17 protein-coding genes and 1 riboswitch are annotated in these 16,100 nt (G+C 46.2%); of the genes, 13 read left to right on the forward strand and 4 right to left on the reverse strand.

The annotated features are described in order from the left end of the window. The first annotated feature begins 56 nt into the window (after positions 1–56). Positions 57–165: riboswitch (TPP riboswitch) on the forward strand. 75 nt (positions 166–240) lie between these two features. The 8 genes from LRR81_RS13290 to LRR81_RS13325 all read left to right on the forward strand — a co-directional run bounded on the left by LRR81_RS13290 (position 241) and on the right by LRR81_RS13325 (position 6,389). Then, positions 241–849 (forward strand): thiamine phosphate synthase, encoded by a 609-nt coding sequence (locus LRR81_RS13290; protein ID WP_231789855.1) that lies wholly within the window; start codon positions 241–243, stop codon positions 847–849. After that, positions 846–1,940, forward strand: coding sequence for a glycine oxidase ThiO (gene thiO / locus LRR81_RS13295; RefSeq protein ID WP_231789856.1), 1,095 nt, complete (start codon positions 846–848; stop codon positions 1,938–1,940). The genes LRR81_RS13290 and thiO overlap by 4 nt, the downstream gene beginning before the upstream one ends. Beyond that, entirely contained in the window at positions 1,924–2,127 is a 204-nt protein-coding gene (gene thiS, locus LRR81_RS13300; RefSeq protein WP_231789857.1) for a sulfur carrier protein ThiS, read from the forward strand. The genes thiO and thiS overlap by 17 nt, the downstream gene beginning before the upstream one ends. A gap of 1 nt (position 2,128) precedes the next feature. Further along, positions 2,129–2,899 carry a thiazole synthase gene (locus LRR81_RS13305; protein WP_231789858.1) on the forward strand — a complete coding sequence of 257 codons (771 nt, stop codon included), beginning with the start codon at positions 2,129–2,131 and terminating at the stop codon, positions 2,897–2,899. Next, complete coding sequence (locus LRR81_RS13310) at positions 2,889–3,911, forward strand: ThiF family adenylyltransferase (protein WP_231789859.1); 1,023 nt, start codon at positions 2,889–2,891, stop codon at positions 3,909–3,911. The genes LRR81_RS13305 and LRR81_RS13310 overlap by 11 nt, the downstream gene beginning before the upstream one ends. Before the next feature lie 625 nt (positions 3,912–4,536). Further along, positions 4,537–5,370 carry a PhzF family phenazine biosynthesis protein gene (locus LRR81_RS13315; protein ID WP_231789860.1) on the forward strand — a complete coding sequence of 278 codons (834 nt, stop codon included), beginning with the start codon at positions 4,537–4,539 and terminating at the stop codon, positions 5,368–5,370. An 18-nt stretch (positions 5,371–5,388) separates the two neighbouring features. Next, positions 5,389–6,111: a nucleotidyltransferase domain-containing protein gene (locus tag LRR81_RS13320; RefSeq protein WP_231789861.1), complete on the forward strand. Its 723-nt coding sequence runs from the start codon at positions 5,389–5,391 to the stop codon at positions 6,109–6,111. Between the two features lie 2 nt (positions 6,112–6,113). Next, complete coding sequence (locus LRR81_RS13325; protein WP_231789862.1) at positions 6,114–6,389, forward strand: hypothetical protein; 276 nt, start codon at positions 6,114–6,116, stop codon at positions 6,387–6,389. Positions 6,390–6,421: 32 nt separating this feature from the next. On the opposite strand, the gene LRR81_RS13330 is transcribed toward LRR81_RS13325, so the two are convergent. Next, the gene (locus tag LRR81_RS13330) at positions 6,422–7,900 is read right to left on the reverse strand and encodes a catalase (RefSeq protein WP_231789863.1); all 1,479 of its coding nucleotides are present in this window, start codon (positions 7,898–7,900) and stop codon (positions 6,422–6,424) included. A gap of 284 nt (positions 7,901–8,184) precedes the next feature. Between LRR81_RS13330 and LRR81_RS13335 the strand changes: the two genes are divergently transcribed. Beyond that, positions 8,185–9,387 carry an MFS transporter gene (locus LRR81_RS13335; RefSeq protein ID WP_231789864.1) on the forward strand — a complete coding sequence of 401 codons (1,203 nt, stop codon included), beginning with the start codon at positions 8,185–8,187 and terminating at the stop codon, positions 9,385–9,387. Between the two features lie 37 nt (positions 9,388–9,424). On the opposite strand, the gene LRR81_RS13340 is transcribed toward LRR81_RS13335, so the two are convergent. Then, on the reverse strand, positions 9,425–10,546 hold the full coding sequence (locus LRR81_RS13340; RefSeq protein WP_231789865.1) for a hypothetical protein: 1,122 nt from the start codon (positions 10,544–10,546) through the stop codon (positions 9,425–9,427). 183 nt (positions 10,547–10,729) lie between these two features. Between LRR81_RS13340 and LRR81_RS13345 the strand changes: the two genes are divergently transcribed. The 3 genes from LRR81_RS13345 to LRR81_RS13355 all read left to right on the forward strand — a co-directional run bounded on the left by LRR81_RS13345 (position 10,730) and on the right by LRR81_RS13355 (position 13,405). Beyond that, on the forward strand, positions 10,730–11,365 hold the full coding sequence (locus LRR81_RS13345; RefSeq protein ID WP_231789866.1) for a BMQ_0737 family morphogenetic spore coat protein: 636 nt from the start codon (positions 10,730–10,732) through the stop codon (positions 11,363–11,365). A gap of 122 nt (positions 11,366–11,487) precedes the next feature. Next, a complete protein-coding gene (locus LRR81_RS13350) occupies positions 11,488–13,143 on the forward strand; it encodes a glycosyltransferase family 2 protein (RefSeq protein WP_231789867.1) in 1,656 nt (551 codons plus the stop codon). Beyond that, positions 13,124–13,405 (forward strand): hypothetical protein, encoded by a 282-nt coding sequence (locus LRR81_RS13355; RefSeq protein WP_231789868.1) that lies wholly within the window; start codon positions 13,124–13,126, stop codon positions 13,403–13,405. The genes LRR81_RS13350 and LRR81_RS13355 overlap by 20 nt, the downstream gene beginning before the upstream one ends. 229 nt (positions 13,406–13,634) lie before the next feature. On the opposite strand, the gene LRR81_RS13360 is transcribed toward LRR81_RS13355, so the two are convergent. Next, the gene (locus tag LRR81_RS13360; RefSeq protein WP_231789869.1) at positions 13,635–14,120 is read right to left on the reverse strand and encodes a DinB family protein; all 486 of its coding nucleotides are present in this window, start codon (positions 14,118–14,120) and stop codon (positions 13,635–13,637) included. A gap of 111 nt (positions 14,121–14,231) precedes the next feature. Then, positions 14,232–14,669 carry an Rrf2 family transcriptional regulator gene (locus LRR81_RS13365; RefSeq protein ID WP_231789870.1) on the reverse strand — a complete coding sequence of 146 codons (438 nt, stop codon included), beginning with the start codon at positions 14,667–14,669 and terminating at the stop codon, positions 14,232–14,234. Positions 14,670–14,875: 206 nt separating this feature from the next. Here LRR81_RS13365 and hmpA point away from each other — a divergent pair, with 206 nt between their 5' ends. Beyond that, positions 14,876–16,090: an NO-inducible flavohemoprotein gene (gene hmpA, locus LRR81_RS13370; RefSeq protein WP_231789871.1), complete on the forward strand. Its 1,215-nt coding sequence runs from the start codon at positions 14,876–14,878 to the stop codon at positions 16,088–16,090. The last annotated feature ends 10 nt before the right edge of the window (positions 16,091–16,100 follow it).

Genomic DNA, 16,100 nt, shown 5'->3' on the forward strand with positions numbered 1-16,100 from the left:
TAAAAGAAAAGCTCTTGAATAATCAATTAAGCGTGTTATACTAATGAAAAAATATCCATTTTTGCTAGGGGAGCCGGTTGGCCGGCTGAGATTAAAACACCCGTTTTTAAACCCTTATAACCTGATCTAGTTTGGACTAGCGTAGGGAAGCGATTGAGTTTGCTGTACATATGATTTCTGTGCATCCAAAAGCCCATTTCGCTCCTTTGCGAAATGGGCTTTTTTGCTTGGGGGGAAAGGATGAAGCCGGAATTTCATGTGGTTTCAAATGGGAAATTGATGTTCGCTGAAGCAGGAGAGATGTTGAAAAAGATTGAGCCCTATATTGATTATTTTCATATTCGTGAAAAGGAAAAATCGGCAAAGGAGCTTTTTGATGGACTCGAGTTCCTTTTAGAGCAGGGCTTTCCAGCAGAAAAGCTTGTGATCAATGACAGGTGTGATGCTGCACTTGCAGCCGGAATTCAAAGAGTGCAGCTTGGAGGAGGCAGTTTGCCGATATCGAGAGTTAAGCAAGTGATGCCTTCGCTGCATGCAGGGTGTTCGGTTCATTCTCCTGAAGAAGCGGCAGCTGCTATTAATGATGGAGCTGACTCCCTTTTATACGGTCATATTTTTCAATCAAACAGTAAAAAGGGGCTGGAGCCGCGCGGCGTTTTAGGATTAGCTGAAATAGTGCTTCATTCTGCTGTACCGGTTATTGCAATTGGTGGAATTACACCTTTGCATGTAAAGGAAGTTATAAAAGCGGGAGCATCTGGAATTGCTGTTATATCAGGTATTTGGAATAGTGAAACACCGGTAAAAGCAGCAACAGAATACAGAAAAATGCTGGGAGGAATGAGATGAATAAAGCAGACATCATCATCATTGGGGCAGGCGTGATCGGCTGTTCTGCCGCTTATGAACTGGCGAAAAGAGGCTATTCTGTTGCGCTGCTGGATAAAGGAGAGGCCGGGAAAGAAGCGTCAAGCGCTGCAGCAGGCCTCCTTGGTGTTCAGGCTGAATGGGAAAAATATGACCCGCTTTTTGACATGGCAAGGGAAAGCAGGGCGCTCTTTCCAAAGCAGTCGGCTGAACTGATGGAAGCTTCAGGGATTGATATTGGCTACGAAGAAAAGGGCATATATAAAATTGCGGAAACCCCGAAAAAAATGGAGCGCTTAAGAGAGACTGCTCTCTGGCAGAAGGAGGCCGGAGAAGAAGCTATAGAGCTTTCAGCCAGTGAATTGATTCAGCGGGAGAGGCACTTTTCCCATGAGCTCTCTGGTGCTGTTTACTATCGTAAAGACGGGCATGTTCATGCCCCTGAGTTAACTAAGGCTTATCTTCATGCTGCCATTCACCACGGTGCTGAACTTTTTGAATATACGGCAGCTGAAAAAATTTTATCTGCCGCCGGAAAAACGGAGGGCGTGCAAACAAGCAAGGGCAATTTTTACAGCAAAGCGGTAATTGTCACTGCAGGGGCCTGGAGCACGCCGCTTTTAACAAATTTTAAGGACTATAAAACCTTTCCAGTAAAAGGAGAAATGATCTCGCTGAAAACTTCTGCTCCGCTTTTGAAAGCACCTGTTTTTCAGCATGGCTTTTATATTGTGCCGAAAAGAGAAGGGCGTATTCTGGTCGGAGCTACAATGAAGTCGGATGACTGGTCAAAGCAGGTGAGTGCACAGAGTATTTACTGGCTTTTGGAAAAAGCGAAAAGCATTTTGCCTGACATAGCATCTGCAAGCTTTGAAGCTGCGTGGGCAGGGCTAAGACCTGAAGCGCAGCAGGGATCACCCTATATGGAGCAGCATAAAGAGATCAAAGGGCTGTTTGTGTCGGCTGGCCACTTTAGAAACGGCATTTTACTGAGTCCTGCTGCCGGAAAGTATATCGCTGATCTTGCGGAAAAGCGCTTGGCAAAGGAGGATGATCATGCGTCTTTGCATTAACGGAACCAAGAGGGACATGCCTGATGAACTGACAACAGTAGCGGATGCTGTCCGGTATCTTGGCCTGTCTGAAAAAACGATTATTGTTGAGCAGAACGGCGGCATTTTGCAAAAGGAAGACCACGAAAACGCCGTTTTGAAGGATGAAGATGTTTTAGAGATCGTAACTTTTGTAGGAGGCGGATAACATGCTGAAAATCGGACCTTACTCGTTTCAATCAAGACTGCTTTTGGGTACAGGAAAATACAGTGATGCAGATGTGCAGAAAAAAGCGATCCATGTGTCGGAAACAGAGATTTTAACCTTTGCCGTGAGAAGAATGGACATATTTGACAAGAGTCAGTCAAACCTGCTGGAAAAGCTGGATCTGTCCCAATATTCGCTTCTGCCAAATACAGCAGGCGCCAAAACGGCAGATGAAGCTGTCCGGATCGCTAGACTTGCCAAAGCATCAGGTCTTTGTACTATGATAAAGGTAGAAGTGATCGGAGATGAGAAAACACTTTTGCCTGACCCGTTTGAGACAATGAAAGCATGCGAAGTTCTTTTAGAAGAAGGCTTTATCGTCCTGCCTTACATTTCAGATGACGTGATTCTCGCAAGGCGCCTGCAGGAAATGGGCGTTCACGCGGTCATGCCTGGTGCATCACCGATTGGTTCCGGCATGGGAATTCTTAATCCGGTCAACTTGAAATTCATTATTGAACAGGCAAAAGTTCCGGTTATTGTGGACGCAGGAATCGGCAGCCCGTCAGATGCAGCCTCTGCCATGGAAATGGGGGCAGACGGCGTTCTGCTGAACACAGCTGTGTCAAATGCAGGCGATCCTGTAAAAATGGCAGAAGCGATGAAGCTTGCCATTCATGCGGGAAGACTCGGATACGAAGCTGGCATCATCCCGAAAATAGCATACGCCTCTGCAAGCAGTCCGAAAGAAGGAATGAGTATTGGAAAATAACCGTTATTCAAGACAGATCTTATTTTCTCCCATTGGAGAAGAAGGACAGAAAAAAATCAGGCAGAAGAAAGTCGTGCTCATCGGCGCAGGCGCCCTTGGAAGCGGAACAGCAGAAGCGCTTGTACGGGCAGGTATCGGATCGCTCGTCATCATAGATCGGGATTACGTTGACGAAAGCAACCTGCAGCGCCAGCAGCTTTATACAGAGCAGGATGCAGGGGAACAGCTTCCAAAAGCGGAAGCAGCGAAGCGCCGGTTGGAAAAAATCAACTCAGATGTATCGATTATAGGCTATATAGCCGACGCTGACCCTTTGTTTTTAGAGCCGCACTTAAAAGACACCAACCTAATTATGGACGGCACCGACAATTTTGAAACAAGATACATGATCAATGATCTTGCCGTCAAGCATGGAATTCCGTGGATATACGGCGCCTGTGTATCAAGCTATGGCATTACATACACCATTCTTCCCGGCGAGACGCCATGTCTCACCTGTCTGATGAAAAAAATGCCGCTTGGCGGGGCAACGTGTGATACGGCGGGAATTATCTCACCAGCTGTGAGCATGGTCACAGCGCACCAAACAGCCGATGCATTAAAAATTCTCACTGATCAAAAGGATAAGCTGAAAAAAGAGCTTCTCTCCTTTGACATTTGGGAAGGGCAGTACACTAGCATCAAAGTGTCCAAAATGAAAAAGGACAGCTGTCCAACGTGCGGAACCGAGCGGGTGTATCCATATCTGCAGGCTGAAAACACAAGCCGGACCGCCGTGCTTTGCGGCAGAGACACCGTTCAAATCAGACCGCCGGAACACAATCTGCTGAACGTAGGAGAAAAAGCAGAACAGCTGCAAGGAAAGGTAGAAGGCCTGTTTCACAATCCTTTTCTGCTGTCCTTCCAGGCGGGAGAACTCAGACTTGTCGCTTTCAAGGACGGAAGAGTGCTTGTTCATGGCACGAAAAAAACAGCGGAAGCTAAAAGCGTGTATCATCGGTATTTTGGGTAATGGCCAGGCGCCTTGTGGGGTGCTTGGTTTTTTGATGGCTGGGGAAATTGGCTGGCAGTGATTGTACATAGGGGAGTGGGGGCAAAATTCAGTTTTGATGGAGCAAAACTGGGTTTTGCCACCGCGAAATAAGTTTGGACAGTAAATAAACTAAAATGGACAGTTAAAGCAGCAACTCCGCCAGTAAACTGCTCACTTTGGACAGTAGAATGCCCATTTTGGACAGCGAATGAAAAAGCCGGCTGTTGGTTCGCTTTGTTGATCTTTGAGAGGGTAGTGAAAATCAGTTTTGATGGAGCAAAAATGAGTTTTGCAGCCGCTATATAAGTTTGGACAGTTAACAAGCTAAGTTGGACAGTTAAAGCAGTAAATCCGCCAGTAAACTGCCCACTTTGGACAGTAAACAGCCCAAATGGACAGTGAATGAAAAAGCCGGCTGTTGATTCGCCTTCTTGATCCTGGCAGTGAATGTAAAATTCAGTTATACATACACAAAATTAAATTTTGCCGCGTCAAATCCTTTTCCCCCTCTACCAGTCCTTTCATCGCAATTTTTCACAATCTCCCCGAACGTCTTCTTTTTCATGATAGAATGAAGCCATTATTAATAAGAAGGAGTCGGCAGATGGCAAAGACCATTCATACAAATGTATTTTCCCTTAGACCCGGCGGCGGCAATCCTTGTCCTGTTGTGCTGGAAGCGGGAGGGCTTTCACAGGAAGAGAAGCAGCAAATGGCAAAAGCATTTGGGCATGAGACAGTGTTCATTTCAGAGAGCAGACAGTGTGATCTGAAGCTGGAATATTTTGTTCCGCTGCATGAAATGGAAATGTGCGTTCATGCAACAATCGGAGCCGTTACCGTTCTTGTGAACAGAGGCGAGATCAAAAAATCACCTGTGACGGCTGAAACGAAGCTTGGCAGCATCCGCATCCAATGGGAAAGAACAGCAACGGAAATCAGTGTTTCGGTAGAGCAGTTTCAGCCGGTTTTTCATAAGGAGGCTCCTGGCAGGGAAGAGGTTTGTGAAGCATTGCAGATCACATCGGATGATCTTGCCGATCGCCCCATTCAATCCGTCTCTGTTTCAAGGCCTAAACTAATCGTTCCTTTAAAAAGCGAAGAAACGCTGCATAGGCTGAACCCGAATTTTGAAGCTCTATGGAAAGTGTGCGAGAAATACAGCACAACTGGGTTTTACCCATTCGCAGAAAGCAGCGGAATTTATCATGCACGGCAATTCCCGCTAAAAGCCGGCTATCCAGAGGATCCTGCGACAGGAGTCGCAGCAGGGGCGCTTGGTTCTTATCTTGCTGCAGGCGAAAGTGACGGCTGGAAGCGCTTTGAGATTCATCAAGGGGAAGCCATGGCAAGACCGAGTGTGCTTTTTGCAGAGGTATTTGTTGAAAAGTCCGTTCCTGTCAGAACAAAAGTCAGAGGAAGTGCAGAAGAGAGTTAACTCGAAGGGATGAGAAACGTGAAAAAGCATAAAAAACTGGAACCTCTTGAAGCCGCAGTAAAATTCGTAGATCTTCATTTTCCATCCTGCAGCGGAGCCATTCTGGCCGGGAGTGTCATCAGGGCAGAGGGCAGCAGCACATCTGATTTGGATATTGTCATTTTTGATGAGGGGCTGAAAAGCGCCTACAGAGAATCCATCGTTGAGTTCGGCTGGCCGATCGAGGTGTTTGCCCATAATTTAACCTCTTATCGGGACTTTTTCGATAGCGACTGCAAGGGCGGTGTGCCTTCCCTTCCAAGAATGGTGTCAGAAGGGATCATCATAGCTGATATGGGTGTTGTTCTTCCGATAAAACAGGAAGCAGAGGATATTCTTGAAAAGGGCCCTGAAAAGTGGACGGAAGAAGGAATCCGCGCGAAACGGTACTATATCTCAGATACACTGGATGATTTTATTGGCTCGGAAGACAGAGCAGAAACGCTTTTTATTGCCGGCATTCTTGGGTTTCAGCTCCATGAATTTCATTTGCGTATGAATCAGCAGTGGATCGGCAAAGGCAAATGGATTATGCGGGCGCTGAAAAACTTTGATGAGACATTTGCAGTGAAGTATGCGGCAGCGTTTGAGTCTTTTTATTCTGAAGGAAAAAAAGAGCCTGTGATCTGTTTGGCTGACGAAGTATTGGCCCCTTATGGCGGCCGGCTTTTTGACGGATTTTCTGCTGGAAAAGGGGAATAGCTGTGGATGATTTTTTCGAAGGTGTTGTGGAGTTTTTTTCGGATTTATTCGTTTTCTCTTCCACTTCGCGAAGAGACAAAAAAATTGACCGGCACATCACGATGCTGCGCAAAGAAGCATGGTTTAACTCTCTTTTTCGAATCTCAGCCAATCGAAAGCTGATCTTTAACAATAGAAAAGTGCGAAGGTATTTAAAAAGCAGGCGCCGGGTAAAGCGCCTTATTGAAGACGTCAAAGCACAGCGGCATTTTCAAACGCTTCTTAAAAGCTGCAAATAAAATGACCAGGCATATCGCCTGGTCATGACAAGTTACATTCTGCTCAAGTGAGCGGTATAAGCGCTGATATCCACCCCAAGCGCATCAGCAACACGCTGTCCATAATCGGCATCTGCTCTGTAAAAGTTGCAGATGGCAAGCAGACTAGTTCTCTGATTGACTTTCGCTAGATCGGCTGCTAAATTCCGGATTAAGCTGTCCTGCTCTTCTTTAGAAAAGGCTCTATAGCGTTCGCCTGCCTGCTTAAAATCGTTTGGTTTTTCGATTTTTTCGCGGCTGATATATCCCTCCTGGAGGGGCTGTGTGCTGTCTCTGTATTCCGGTGCCTCCTGCGGTGTGCCTTCATGGCGGTTTGGCTGATAGTTAATGGGAGAGTGCGGTTTGTTCATTTGCATGAAGCCGTCCTGCTGGTAGTTGTTGACCTTTGCAAACGGACAGTTTACAGGAATTTGCAGATAGTTTCCGCCAAGACGGTGGCGCTGCGTATCTGGATAGGAAAACAGCCGTCCCTGCAGCAGCTTGTCTTCAGAAGGCTCGATGCCCGGAACGAGCGCGCTTGGTGAAAATGCCGCCTGCTCGGTTTCAGCAAAAAAGTTTTCCGGGTTTTTGTTCAGTGTCATCGTCCCGACTTTTTGCAGCGGGTAATCATCCTCAGGCCAGTTTTTGGTCGGATCGCATGGATCAAAGTCAAGCCTGTCATACTCTTCAACCGGCATGATTTGGACATGCAAATCCCATTTAGGGAAGTTTCCTTCTTGTATCGCCTGAAATAAATCAGCTGTTGCATGGTTAAAGTCTTCTTTTTGAATCTCTGCTGCTTCTTCCATTGAAAGATTCCGGACACCTGCATGCGGCTTCCAGTGGTACTTCACGTAAACAGCCTGTCCCTGTGCGCTGATCCATTTGAAGGCATGAACGCTTGATCCTTCCATTTCGCGGTAGCTCGCAGGGATGCCGTAATCAGAGAAAAGCCATGTCAGCATATGAGTAGATTCGGGGGAAAGGGAGCAAAAATCCCAGAACCTGTCTGCCTGCTGGATATTGGTATCAGGCGCCGGTTTAAAAGCGTGAACCATATCAGGAAATTTCATGGCATCGCGGATGAAAAAAACGGGCAGGTTGTTTCCGACAAGATCGTAGTTTCCTTCTTCTGTATAAAATTTCACGGCAAAACCGCGCGGATCGCGCAAGGTCTCAGGCGAGCCTTTTGGATGAATAACGGTTGAAAAGCGGACAAAAACAGGTGTTTCTTTTCCTTCATCCTGCAAAAAAGCTGCTTTCGTGAAAGGAGCCATGCTTGTTTCTACCTTGAATACCCCATAAGCACCTGCGCCTCTCGCGTGCACCACACGCTCAGGAATACGCTCGCGGTCAAAATGAGCAAGCTTTTCGAGTAAATGATAATCTTCTAAAAGGGTTGGACCTCTTCTGCCGGCAGTTCTGGAGTTTTGATTATCTCCAACCGGTGTGCCTTGATTCGTAGTGAGATGATTGCGGTAAGTATCAGTCATTTGTATTCCTCCCTTTTTTGCTTGGATTACAGACAATTATAAACGGCACATATTAATAGTCAATATCTTTTTATAATAATTATAAATAAAGAGCACATTCATATGGGTAATGAGGAATGTTTTTATCAATTAAGGGGAAGTATTTTCATCATAAAAGGTAAAACTTGTTGTCTAAAAGGAATGGATAAGTTAAGATGAACGTAAAATAAGAGCGTTCATTTTGCAGCTGCTTGCTTTGGAGAAGCAGCATTTTATTGCGGAATAATGAGAAAGCAGGGAAGAAAATGTCGCCTAACCAGCGGAAGCAAATGCTTATCCTCATGGTCAATATGTTCATTGCTATCGGGAGCTTCGGGATTATCATCCCAATTCTGCCGGCTTACCTGGCCTCCATTCACCAGGGAGGAATAGCAGCCGGTTTAATGATCGCCATCTTTGCAGGAGCACAGCTGGTCTTTTCGCCAGTTGCCGGCAGATGGGCTGATGTTTATGGTAGAAAAAAAATGATCGTATACGGTTTATCAGGCCTGACGCTTTCCATGTTTATCTTTTATGGGACCGATTCCATCTGGCTCTTGTACGCCTCAAGGGTTGTCGGCGGTATTGGAGCAGCCTTTTTAATACCGGCGATATTTGCTTATATCGCTGACATTACCACAATAGAACAGCGGGCGAGAGGAAACAGCATGATATCGGCTGCGATGTCTCTCGGAATCGTAATTGGTCCTGGAATCGGCGGATTTTTAGCGGATTATGGACTTAAAATGCCCTTCCTTGTATCGGCTCTCGTATCGCTTGTATCTGTTATCTTCTCAATCGCCGTGTTAAAAGAAAGCCAATCAGCAGAAGACATTGAAGCGGCAAAACATGCGCCGAAAGCTGAATCGATGCTGAAAAAAATTGCCATGTCAGGCAGCACTCCGTATTTTATTCCTTTAGTGATTACACTAGTGATGAGTTTCGGACTCCTGGCTTATGAATCAGTGCTTGGCCTTTTTGTAGCCAAGCAATACGGAGCATCGCCGCAGCAAATCGCCTGGATGATCACAGCGACTGGGATTGTGAGCGTCATTGTCCAGCTGTTTATCGTCGACCGGATTGTCACAAAGTTTGGAGAAGGCGCTGTCCTGAACTTCTTTTTAGGGGTTGCAGCAGCAGGGTTTTTACTGACGTTATTTGCGAAGGACTACAATCTGTTTTTCGGGATTACCCTTCTGATTTTCCTGGCAAGCTCGATTCTCAGGCCAGTTTTGAACACACTTATTTCAAAAATGGCCGGAAAAGAGCAGGGCTTTGCCATGGGACTGAACAACGCCTACATGAGCATCGGCAACGTTCTTGGCCCGACATGCGCCGGTCTTTTGTATGATGTTCATATCCTGTATCCTTTTGTGCTCGGTGCCCTCCTGCTTGGAGCGACCCTGCTGATTACAATTTACTGGCAAAGAAAGACGGCACAGAAAGGGTTAAAGAAAAGCTATCAATAAGAAAAAAGCGGTCCTTTAAAAGAAGGGCCGCTTTTTCTTATCCGCTGATCACAATCCGGTTGTTTGAGGAAATTTTCACTTTCTGGCCGTTCGCTGCAAAAAAGGCATCGCACGTAAACGCCTGGCCTGAGGCAAGCGGCGTGAAATACAGCTGGAAATCAAGAGATGTCTGGCTTCCCGGCGGCACCTGCATGGCATTGAGCGGCTGCACCCAGTATTCGCCTGTTTCTTTTGCTTTTTCCAAAGGATTGTCTTCAATGTATTTCCAGCCGTTCAGCATGGACGATCTTTCCTTTGCTCCGAGCTTGGCAGCCTGTTTAGGAGTCAGGATTTTTCCCTGAAGCCTTGCCTTTGAGGCAGGAGAGAGCCTGAGACAGAGAAGCGGGGATTGAAAGGGAACATTGCCTGTATTTTTAACGATGGCTTTTCCTATTAAATAGAACGGAGAGTCAGCGCTCGCTCTGGTGAAAAGAAATTGATAATCAAGAAACAGCTCCCCTTTTGCGGCAGGTGTCTGCGATTGCTGAGGCTGTATTGACGGCATGGCTGCCGGCATGGCTGGTGCCGGCTGCGGTTTGTCAAACAGCCACTCCCATGGCAGGGTCTCACTTCTGTTTTTATAATTAAGCGCACTGGAAAGGCAAAAACCAAGCTGCTCCATGATTCTTCCTGTATTAAGATCTTTTCCGGCTTCCAATAGAATTTCCACAAAAGGTTCTCCGCTGAACATTTCCCAAACATCGTAGCGCTGCTCCACACTTGCTGCGAGACCTGGCAGTGCTGCGAGCTCTGCCGCAAGCCTTTTTCCTGCTCTGCAGCCGTTATGCCGGATAGTCAGGGTGCTGCCTTTCGTTTCAGCGGCTGCGATCTGAAAAGGGATGATTAACGTTTCAGGATAATCCTCCCCTTTGATTTCAAGCTGAAGTCCGTACTGCCTGGCACTTGCCTGAAGCGCTTTTGCTGCAGGCAGCACACTGTCTTCATTAAGTTCAAGCAATGCTTGAGCAGGCGCCCGTTTCCGCTTCACCGTCAGCCTTCTGCCTTCCAAATCCAATTCCGGAGAATAGCCGGCTTCTTTGAAGTACCGGTAATAATCAGGCAGTTCGTCTTCTCTGACCTGTCCTTTTTTCGCTCCTTCAAAATAAATATCAATGCTCACAGTTTCCCCTCCGATGGGTTGATACTGTATTACTATGAAAAATTGGCTCCAGGTGCCAATATACTAGCTTGTACCTATTTTGAGAAAAATGGTCCTTGTCACCATTTCAGAAAATGCATTTTTTCATAGAATGATTCTAGCTAACAAGCTGTTAGCTGTTTATTATGAAAGGAGCATGAACAATTGGATAATCAAGTAGCGCCGCTTCAGACGAATGGCTACAGACCAGAATGCATTTTTGTTGAAAAGGTGTATGACTGGGTACTCGTAAACGCCGAGTTCTATCCGTCCATTACTGTACCTGAAGCATGCAGAGCAGGCATTGCCGCTTCTGTTGCAGCAGGAGACAATGTAACGGTTTCCATCACTTTTGTGAGCACAAATTGCCAAGTTGTCAGTGTGACCCCGTTCCCTTCATCAGGGAATAACATCGGCCGTGTTGTGCTGAGAAAAGACGTTGTCCTTCGCTTCCAGTATATTAACAACACATCCGGCAGCACTTTGTGCGACTTCACAACTGACACGATTTCCTTCCAGGAAACTGTCTGCGTCTGCTTCTCTGATGGCTTGAGCCTTGACAATGTCAGCTGCAGTATCCTTGCAACAGGCTCTGAAGTAGTTGGCCCGATTGTGCCTGCTGCTGACGGCAGCATTACTGTTCAAGTTGACCTTTGCCAGGAAGTTCAAGTTCAGGACTTTGTGAATCTTGAAGTTATGGCCCGCTTCTGCGCACCAAGAGAAAATGACATTGAGTGCGGTACGATTCCTTGCACATTCCCTGGTTTCCCAGAGCAGTGCCCGGACATTTTCCCGCGCTAATCGATTTCTGGAAACGGCAGCCCTTGCTAGTATAGAAGGGCTGTTTTTTGGTTTGATAAGAAAAAAATGGTTTCCGATGTGATTGGTTGTGAATACCTTATGAGGGAAAGGAGGGCGGAGCTATGACTATAGGGAAATACATACAAATGGCTATTTTTGATGGCGGGGCTGCTGAGTTTGTTTATGAAGGATTTGTCCTGCCTGAAAAAGCCATTCATCTTGTTGAGTCAGGTTCTCTCGGGAAAGCGGACTTTACAGGGCAGAATTTTTTAATCGGCCCGCAGCTGGGCGCGGAAAAAAGCGAAGCGGGGATCTGCCTTTCTATCGGAACAAACGGATTAGTGGCTTTTGAATATTCGTATAGGCAGCTTACGTCTATCCTATGCTGTCCTGCTGAAATAAAAGAAAAACCAGTGCATTTTGCTTGTGTCTACAGGAACCGGAAGCCAGAACTGTATTTGAACGGCAGCAAAACAGCAGAAGGGATAGAAAGCAGAAAGCGGACGGTTTTTCCATCAGGGCTTGGGGGAGGCAGCCAGTATGGCAAATTTGCCGGAAGCTGGGAAAGCTTGAAGGTTTGGGGAAGAATTTTAGCAGAAGAAGAGATCATCGCAGCGTCAAACAGGCAGGATTTGCATGATGAGGCACTGCTTGCAGAGTGGGGAGTTCCGGCAAAGCAGGCTATGGACATTCAGCCTGTAAACATCCAGCTGCCTGCTGTGATACCGAAGCCTAAAGAGAACACCCTGGACAAAAAAAGAAAAGCCCGGGAAGAACGAAAGCAAAACTTTTTGCTGAAAAGAAGCAGGCTCTGGCAAAAAAACGGCGCTTCTTTTACAGCTGTCAGGCATGAAGCACCTGGTAAACGTCTTAAAGTAAGCTTTATTATCCCATTCCAAAGCAGCAGCACTGAATTGAAGGAACTCCTTTCCAGCCTGGTTCAACAAACTCTCCGGAGGGATCAGTACGAAATCATCCTTGTAGACGGCAGCGGGGAAGAGAGTGTAAGCCAATGGCAGAAGTACTTGGAAAACTACCGGATAAAAACTATTTCAATGGGTGAAAAAAGCGGGCGGGGAGCTGCGATGAATAGAGGGGCAGAAGCCGCAAAGGGAGACATACTGATTTTTCTTGACAGCAGAATAAAAGCAGGAAAAAGATTGGCAGAAAGCCGTTTGCTAGTACATTATAAATCTGATGATGCACTCGTTTCAGGCGGCTGGGGCATCCCTGCCACTGAAAATCTTTCTTATTTTGAAAAGCATTTGGATCGCTTTAAACTGCCGTTTCTTGCGGTGCAAAGCGGGAATTTCTCAATCAGCAGGAGAACGTTTCGGGAGGCAGGGCCATTTGATGAAAGCTTTGAAAGCTATGAGGCTGATGATCTTGAATACCCTTTCCGTCTCTATCAAAGGGGAGTCCGCTTTGTTATTAATCGAACAGAATCAGAATGGCTGAGAACGCCGGATTCTGAGAAAAGGGAGAAAGACAGCATGAAACAGCAGCGGCTTCTCGCGAGTCAGCATCAAGAGCTGCCGACAGCCATTCTATCCTTGCTTAACAAAGGATATCCCCCTTCTTTTTTGCATCATCTACTTGTGGAAGCAGAGGAAATTGAAAGGCTGTATCCTGGAGAATACGCAGAAATGCTGCCGTTTTTATTGCAGCCGGAACCGGGATCTTCACAATGGAGCCAATGGCTGAAATCAAAGGGTTTCTTTTATTTGAAGCAGTACCTGGAAGGGGAGAAGGATTCTGATGGATCAGGAGAAGAGTAATGTGTCAGGAGAGGCAAAACAGTCTTTTTTAAATCTTTTATCCAAAGCCATGGAGAAGCAGTCATCGCTTATTGCCCGCTTTCTTGAAGAAGCCATGCTGGAAAAAAGGAAAATAAAGCTTGTGCGCCTTGCTGACGGTGACAACCTGTACCAGGTGGAAGCTGTTGAGACAGATCATGAGGGTGTGATTTTCAAAGACACGGCAACAGGGGAAGCGGTGTATGTAAGGCTGAAATATATTGTTTCTATGGGAGATCTTTGAATAAAAAGTTCTGTTAAACTTGGCTGTTGATTTCCGTTGCAGGCGTCCGCTTTCCGCGGGGCGGGCGGTGAGCCTCCTCTGCGCTTTAGCGCATGCGGGGTCTCACCTGTCCCGCTGTTCCCGCAGGAGTCGGCCGCCTGGAACGTAGATCAACAGGTGTGGAAAAATCAGCATACTTCTTTAACATAACCAAATAAAAAATCCTGCCCTATGGCAGGCAAGCGTTGTATTAGCGCTGTGAGGGCCATTCACCCTGGAGCTTTCTGAGAAAAACAATCTGGCCGGCGTGATAGGCGTCATGAAGGGCAATGTCAGAGATCGCTGGCCCAGTCGTATATTTGCCTGCAAATAGCTCGTTATACTCTTTTTCTGTTTTGGTCTGTACGATGGCGGCAAGCTCTCTGCTCATTTCTTCAAGGCTTGATACAATGGTCTGCCATTCTTCTTCCGTTTCGCCTGGATAATAGGTGAAGGAAGCTTCGTTGCTTTCCAGCACTTTTGGCGGCTCATTGCCTTTTAAAAGACGCACGGTTCTTTCTTTGTAGTAGAGCAAATGGCTGGCCGTTTCATAAATCGTATTGCCGGAAGCCCCTTCAGGCCGCCAGTGCGCCTGTTCAGCCGTAACGCCTTCAAGGGCCTGTTTCAGCGGGACAAACCAGCTTTCCTCATCATACGTGTAGCGGATTTCGCGCTGGATCAATTCAAACGGATTCACTATCTTCGCCTCCTTTTTTTTTCTCTTTGCACTTCTTCTTCAGGAGGTTCTTTCAATCCTGCTTATTTCCATATAAAAAAAGCCGGCCCTGAATTTAGGAGGCCGGCTTTCTTATGCATTGGCAAAAAGTCTGTTAAGCGTTGCTTTATTTGTCACTAGATCTGAAAGAGTATATTGATCCAAAACCTTTAAATAAGCTTGAAGCGCTTCATTAAGAGCGTGGCGGAGACCGCATGCAGGTGTGATCACACACTGATTGATATCGGGATTAAAGCATTCGACAAGATTAAAGTCATCTTCTGTATGCCTGACAATCTGGCCGATATTAATGTCACCTGGCTCCTTGGCGAGTCTGATGCCGCCGTTTCTTCCCCTGACTGTTTCTACAGCACCCATTTTTCCGAGCTCATATGTGACCTTCATTAAATGATTTTTGGATATACCATAAACATCTGCCACTTCTTTAATATTGGAAAGCTGAGTTTTTTCCTTTGAAGCAAGAAAAATCAGGACTCTTAATGAGTAGTCTGTATAATTCGTTAAACGCATATTTTCCATACTCCAATCCGTTTCTTCTTAGTGGCTATCTTAACATAATGATTCTTTCGGTAAGGGGGTTGAGGTGCTAAAAGCCGGGTTTCCGGTATCAAATGTGTCAAATTCAGTAACGATCACCTGAAATCATTGTAACGGAGACCGGATAGGATTACCATAAAGATGTATTATAAATACTACTTTTAGGGAGATGCTTTCTTATGTTATCTCAACAGACAATTGACATCGTTAAATCCACTGTGCCTGCCCTTGAAGCTCATGGAAAAGAAATCACAACTAAATTTTATGAAAAGCTCTTTGAAAACCACCCGGAACTTTTGAATGTATTTAACCATGCTAACCAAAAAAAGGGACGTCAGCAAACGGCTCTTGCCAACACGGTATTAGCTGCTGCCAAACATATTGATGAGCTTGAAGTGCTTCTGCCGGCAGTCAAACAGATCGGCTCCAAGCACCGCAGCCTTGCTGTAAAGCCTGAACATTACCCGATCGTCGGTGAAAATTTGTTAGCCGCAATCAAAGACGTGCTCGGTGACGCAGCAACAGATGAAATACTAAATGCATGGGCTGAAGCCTACGGCGAAATCGCCAATGTCTTTATTGGAATAGAAAAAGAAATGTACAAAGAAGCAGAAACACAGCAAGGCGGATGGAAGGATTTTGCATCATTTACTGTGAAAAGGAAAGAGAAAGAAAGCTCTATGGTCACCTCTTTCTATTTTGTCCGGACAGATGAAAAAGAATTGCCAACATTTAAACCAGGACAATATATTTCCGTCAGGGTAAAGCCTGAAGGTGAAGAATACACAATGATTCGCCAATACAGTCTGTCAGACGCGCCTGGACAAAACCATTACCGCATCTCTGTGAAAAGGGAAGCCAGCACACCTGAAGGAAAAGTTTCCAACTACCTGCACGACTTTGTAAAAGAAGGAGATATCGTTGAGATCACCGCACCGGCTGGCGACTTTGTTCTGGACTCTGAAAAAACATCACCTGTTACGTTAATCGGCGGAGGAGTAGGTGTTACACCGCTGATGAGCATGCTGAAAACCATTGCATCACAGCAGCCGAACCGTGACACAACCTTTATCCAGGCAGCGGAGAGTGCGGAAGTACAGGCATTTAAAGATGAAATTCAGCAAACGGTTGAAGCCATGGAAAGCGCCAGATCCTTTACCTTTTTAAGCAGCGGTCCTGTACAGGAAGACAAGCGAATCCGCCTTGGCCGCATTGACGAAAATGCACTAAAGGCCATCCTTTATCCAGTAGAAGGCGACTTCTACATTTGCGGTCCGGCTCCATTCATGAGAGCCATGTCTGATCACTTAAAAGCTCTTGGCGCTAAAGAAGAGCAAATTCACTATGAATTTTTCGGCCCGGCACTGCCTCTTGGTGATGTGCAGCCATTATAATAAATGGTTA

It is taken from the genome of Metabacillus kandeliae (assembly GCF_021166585.1).
GTDB lineage: Bacteria > Bacillota > Bacilli > Bacillales > Bacillaceae > Metabacillus_B > Metabacillus_B kandeliae.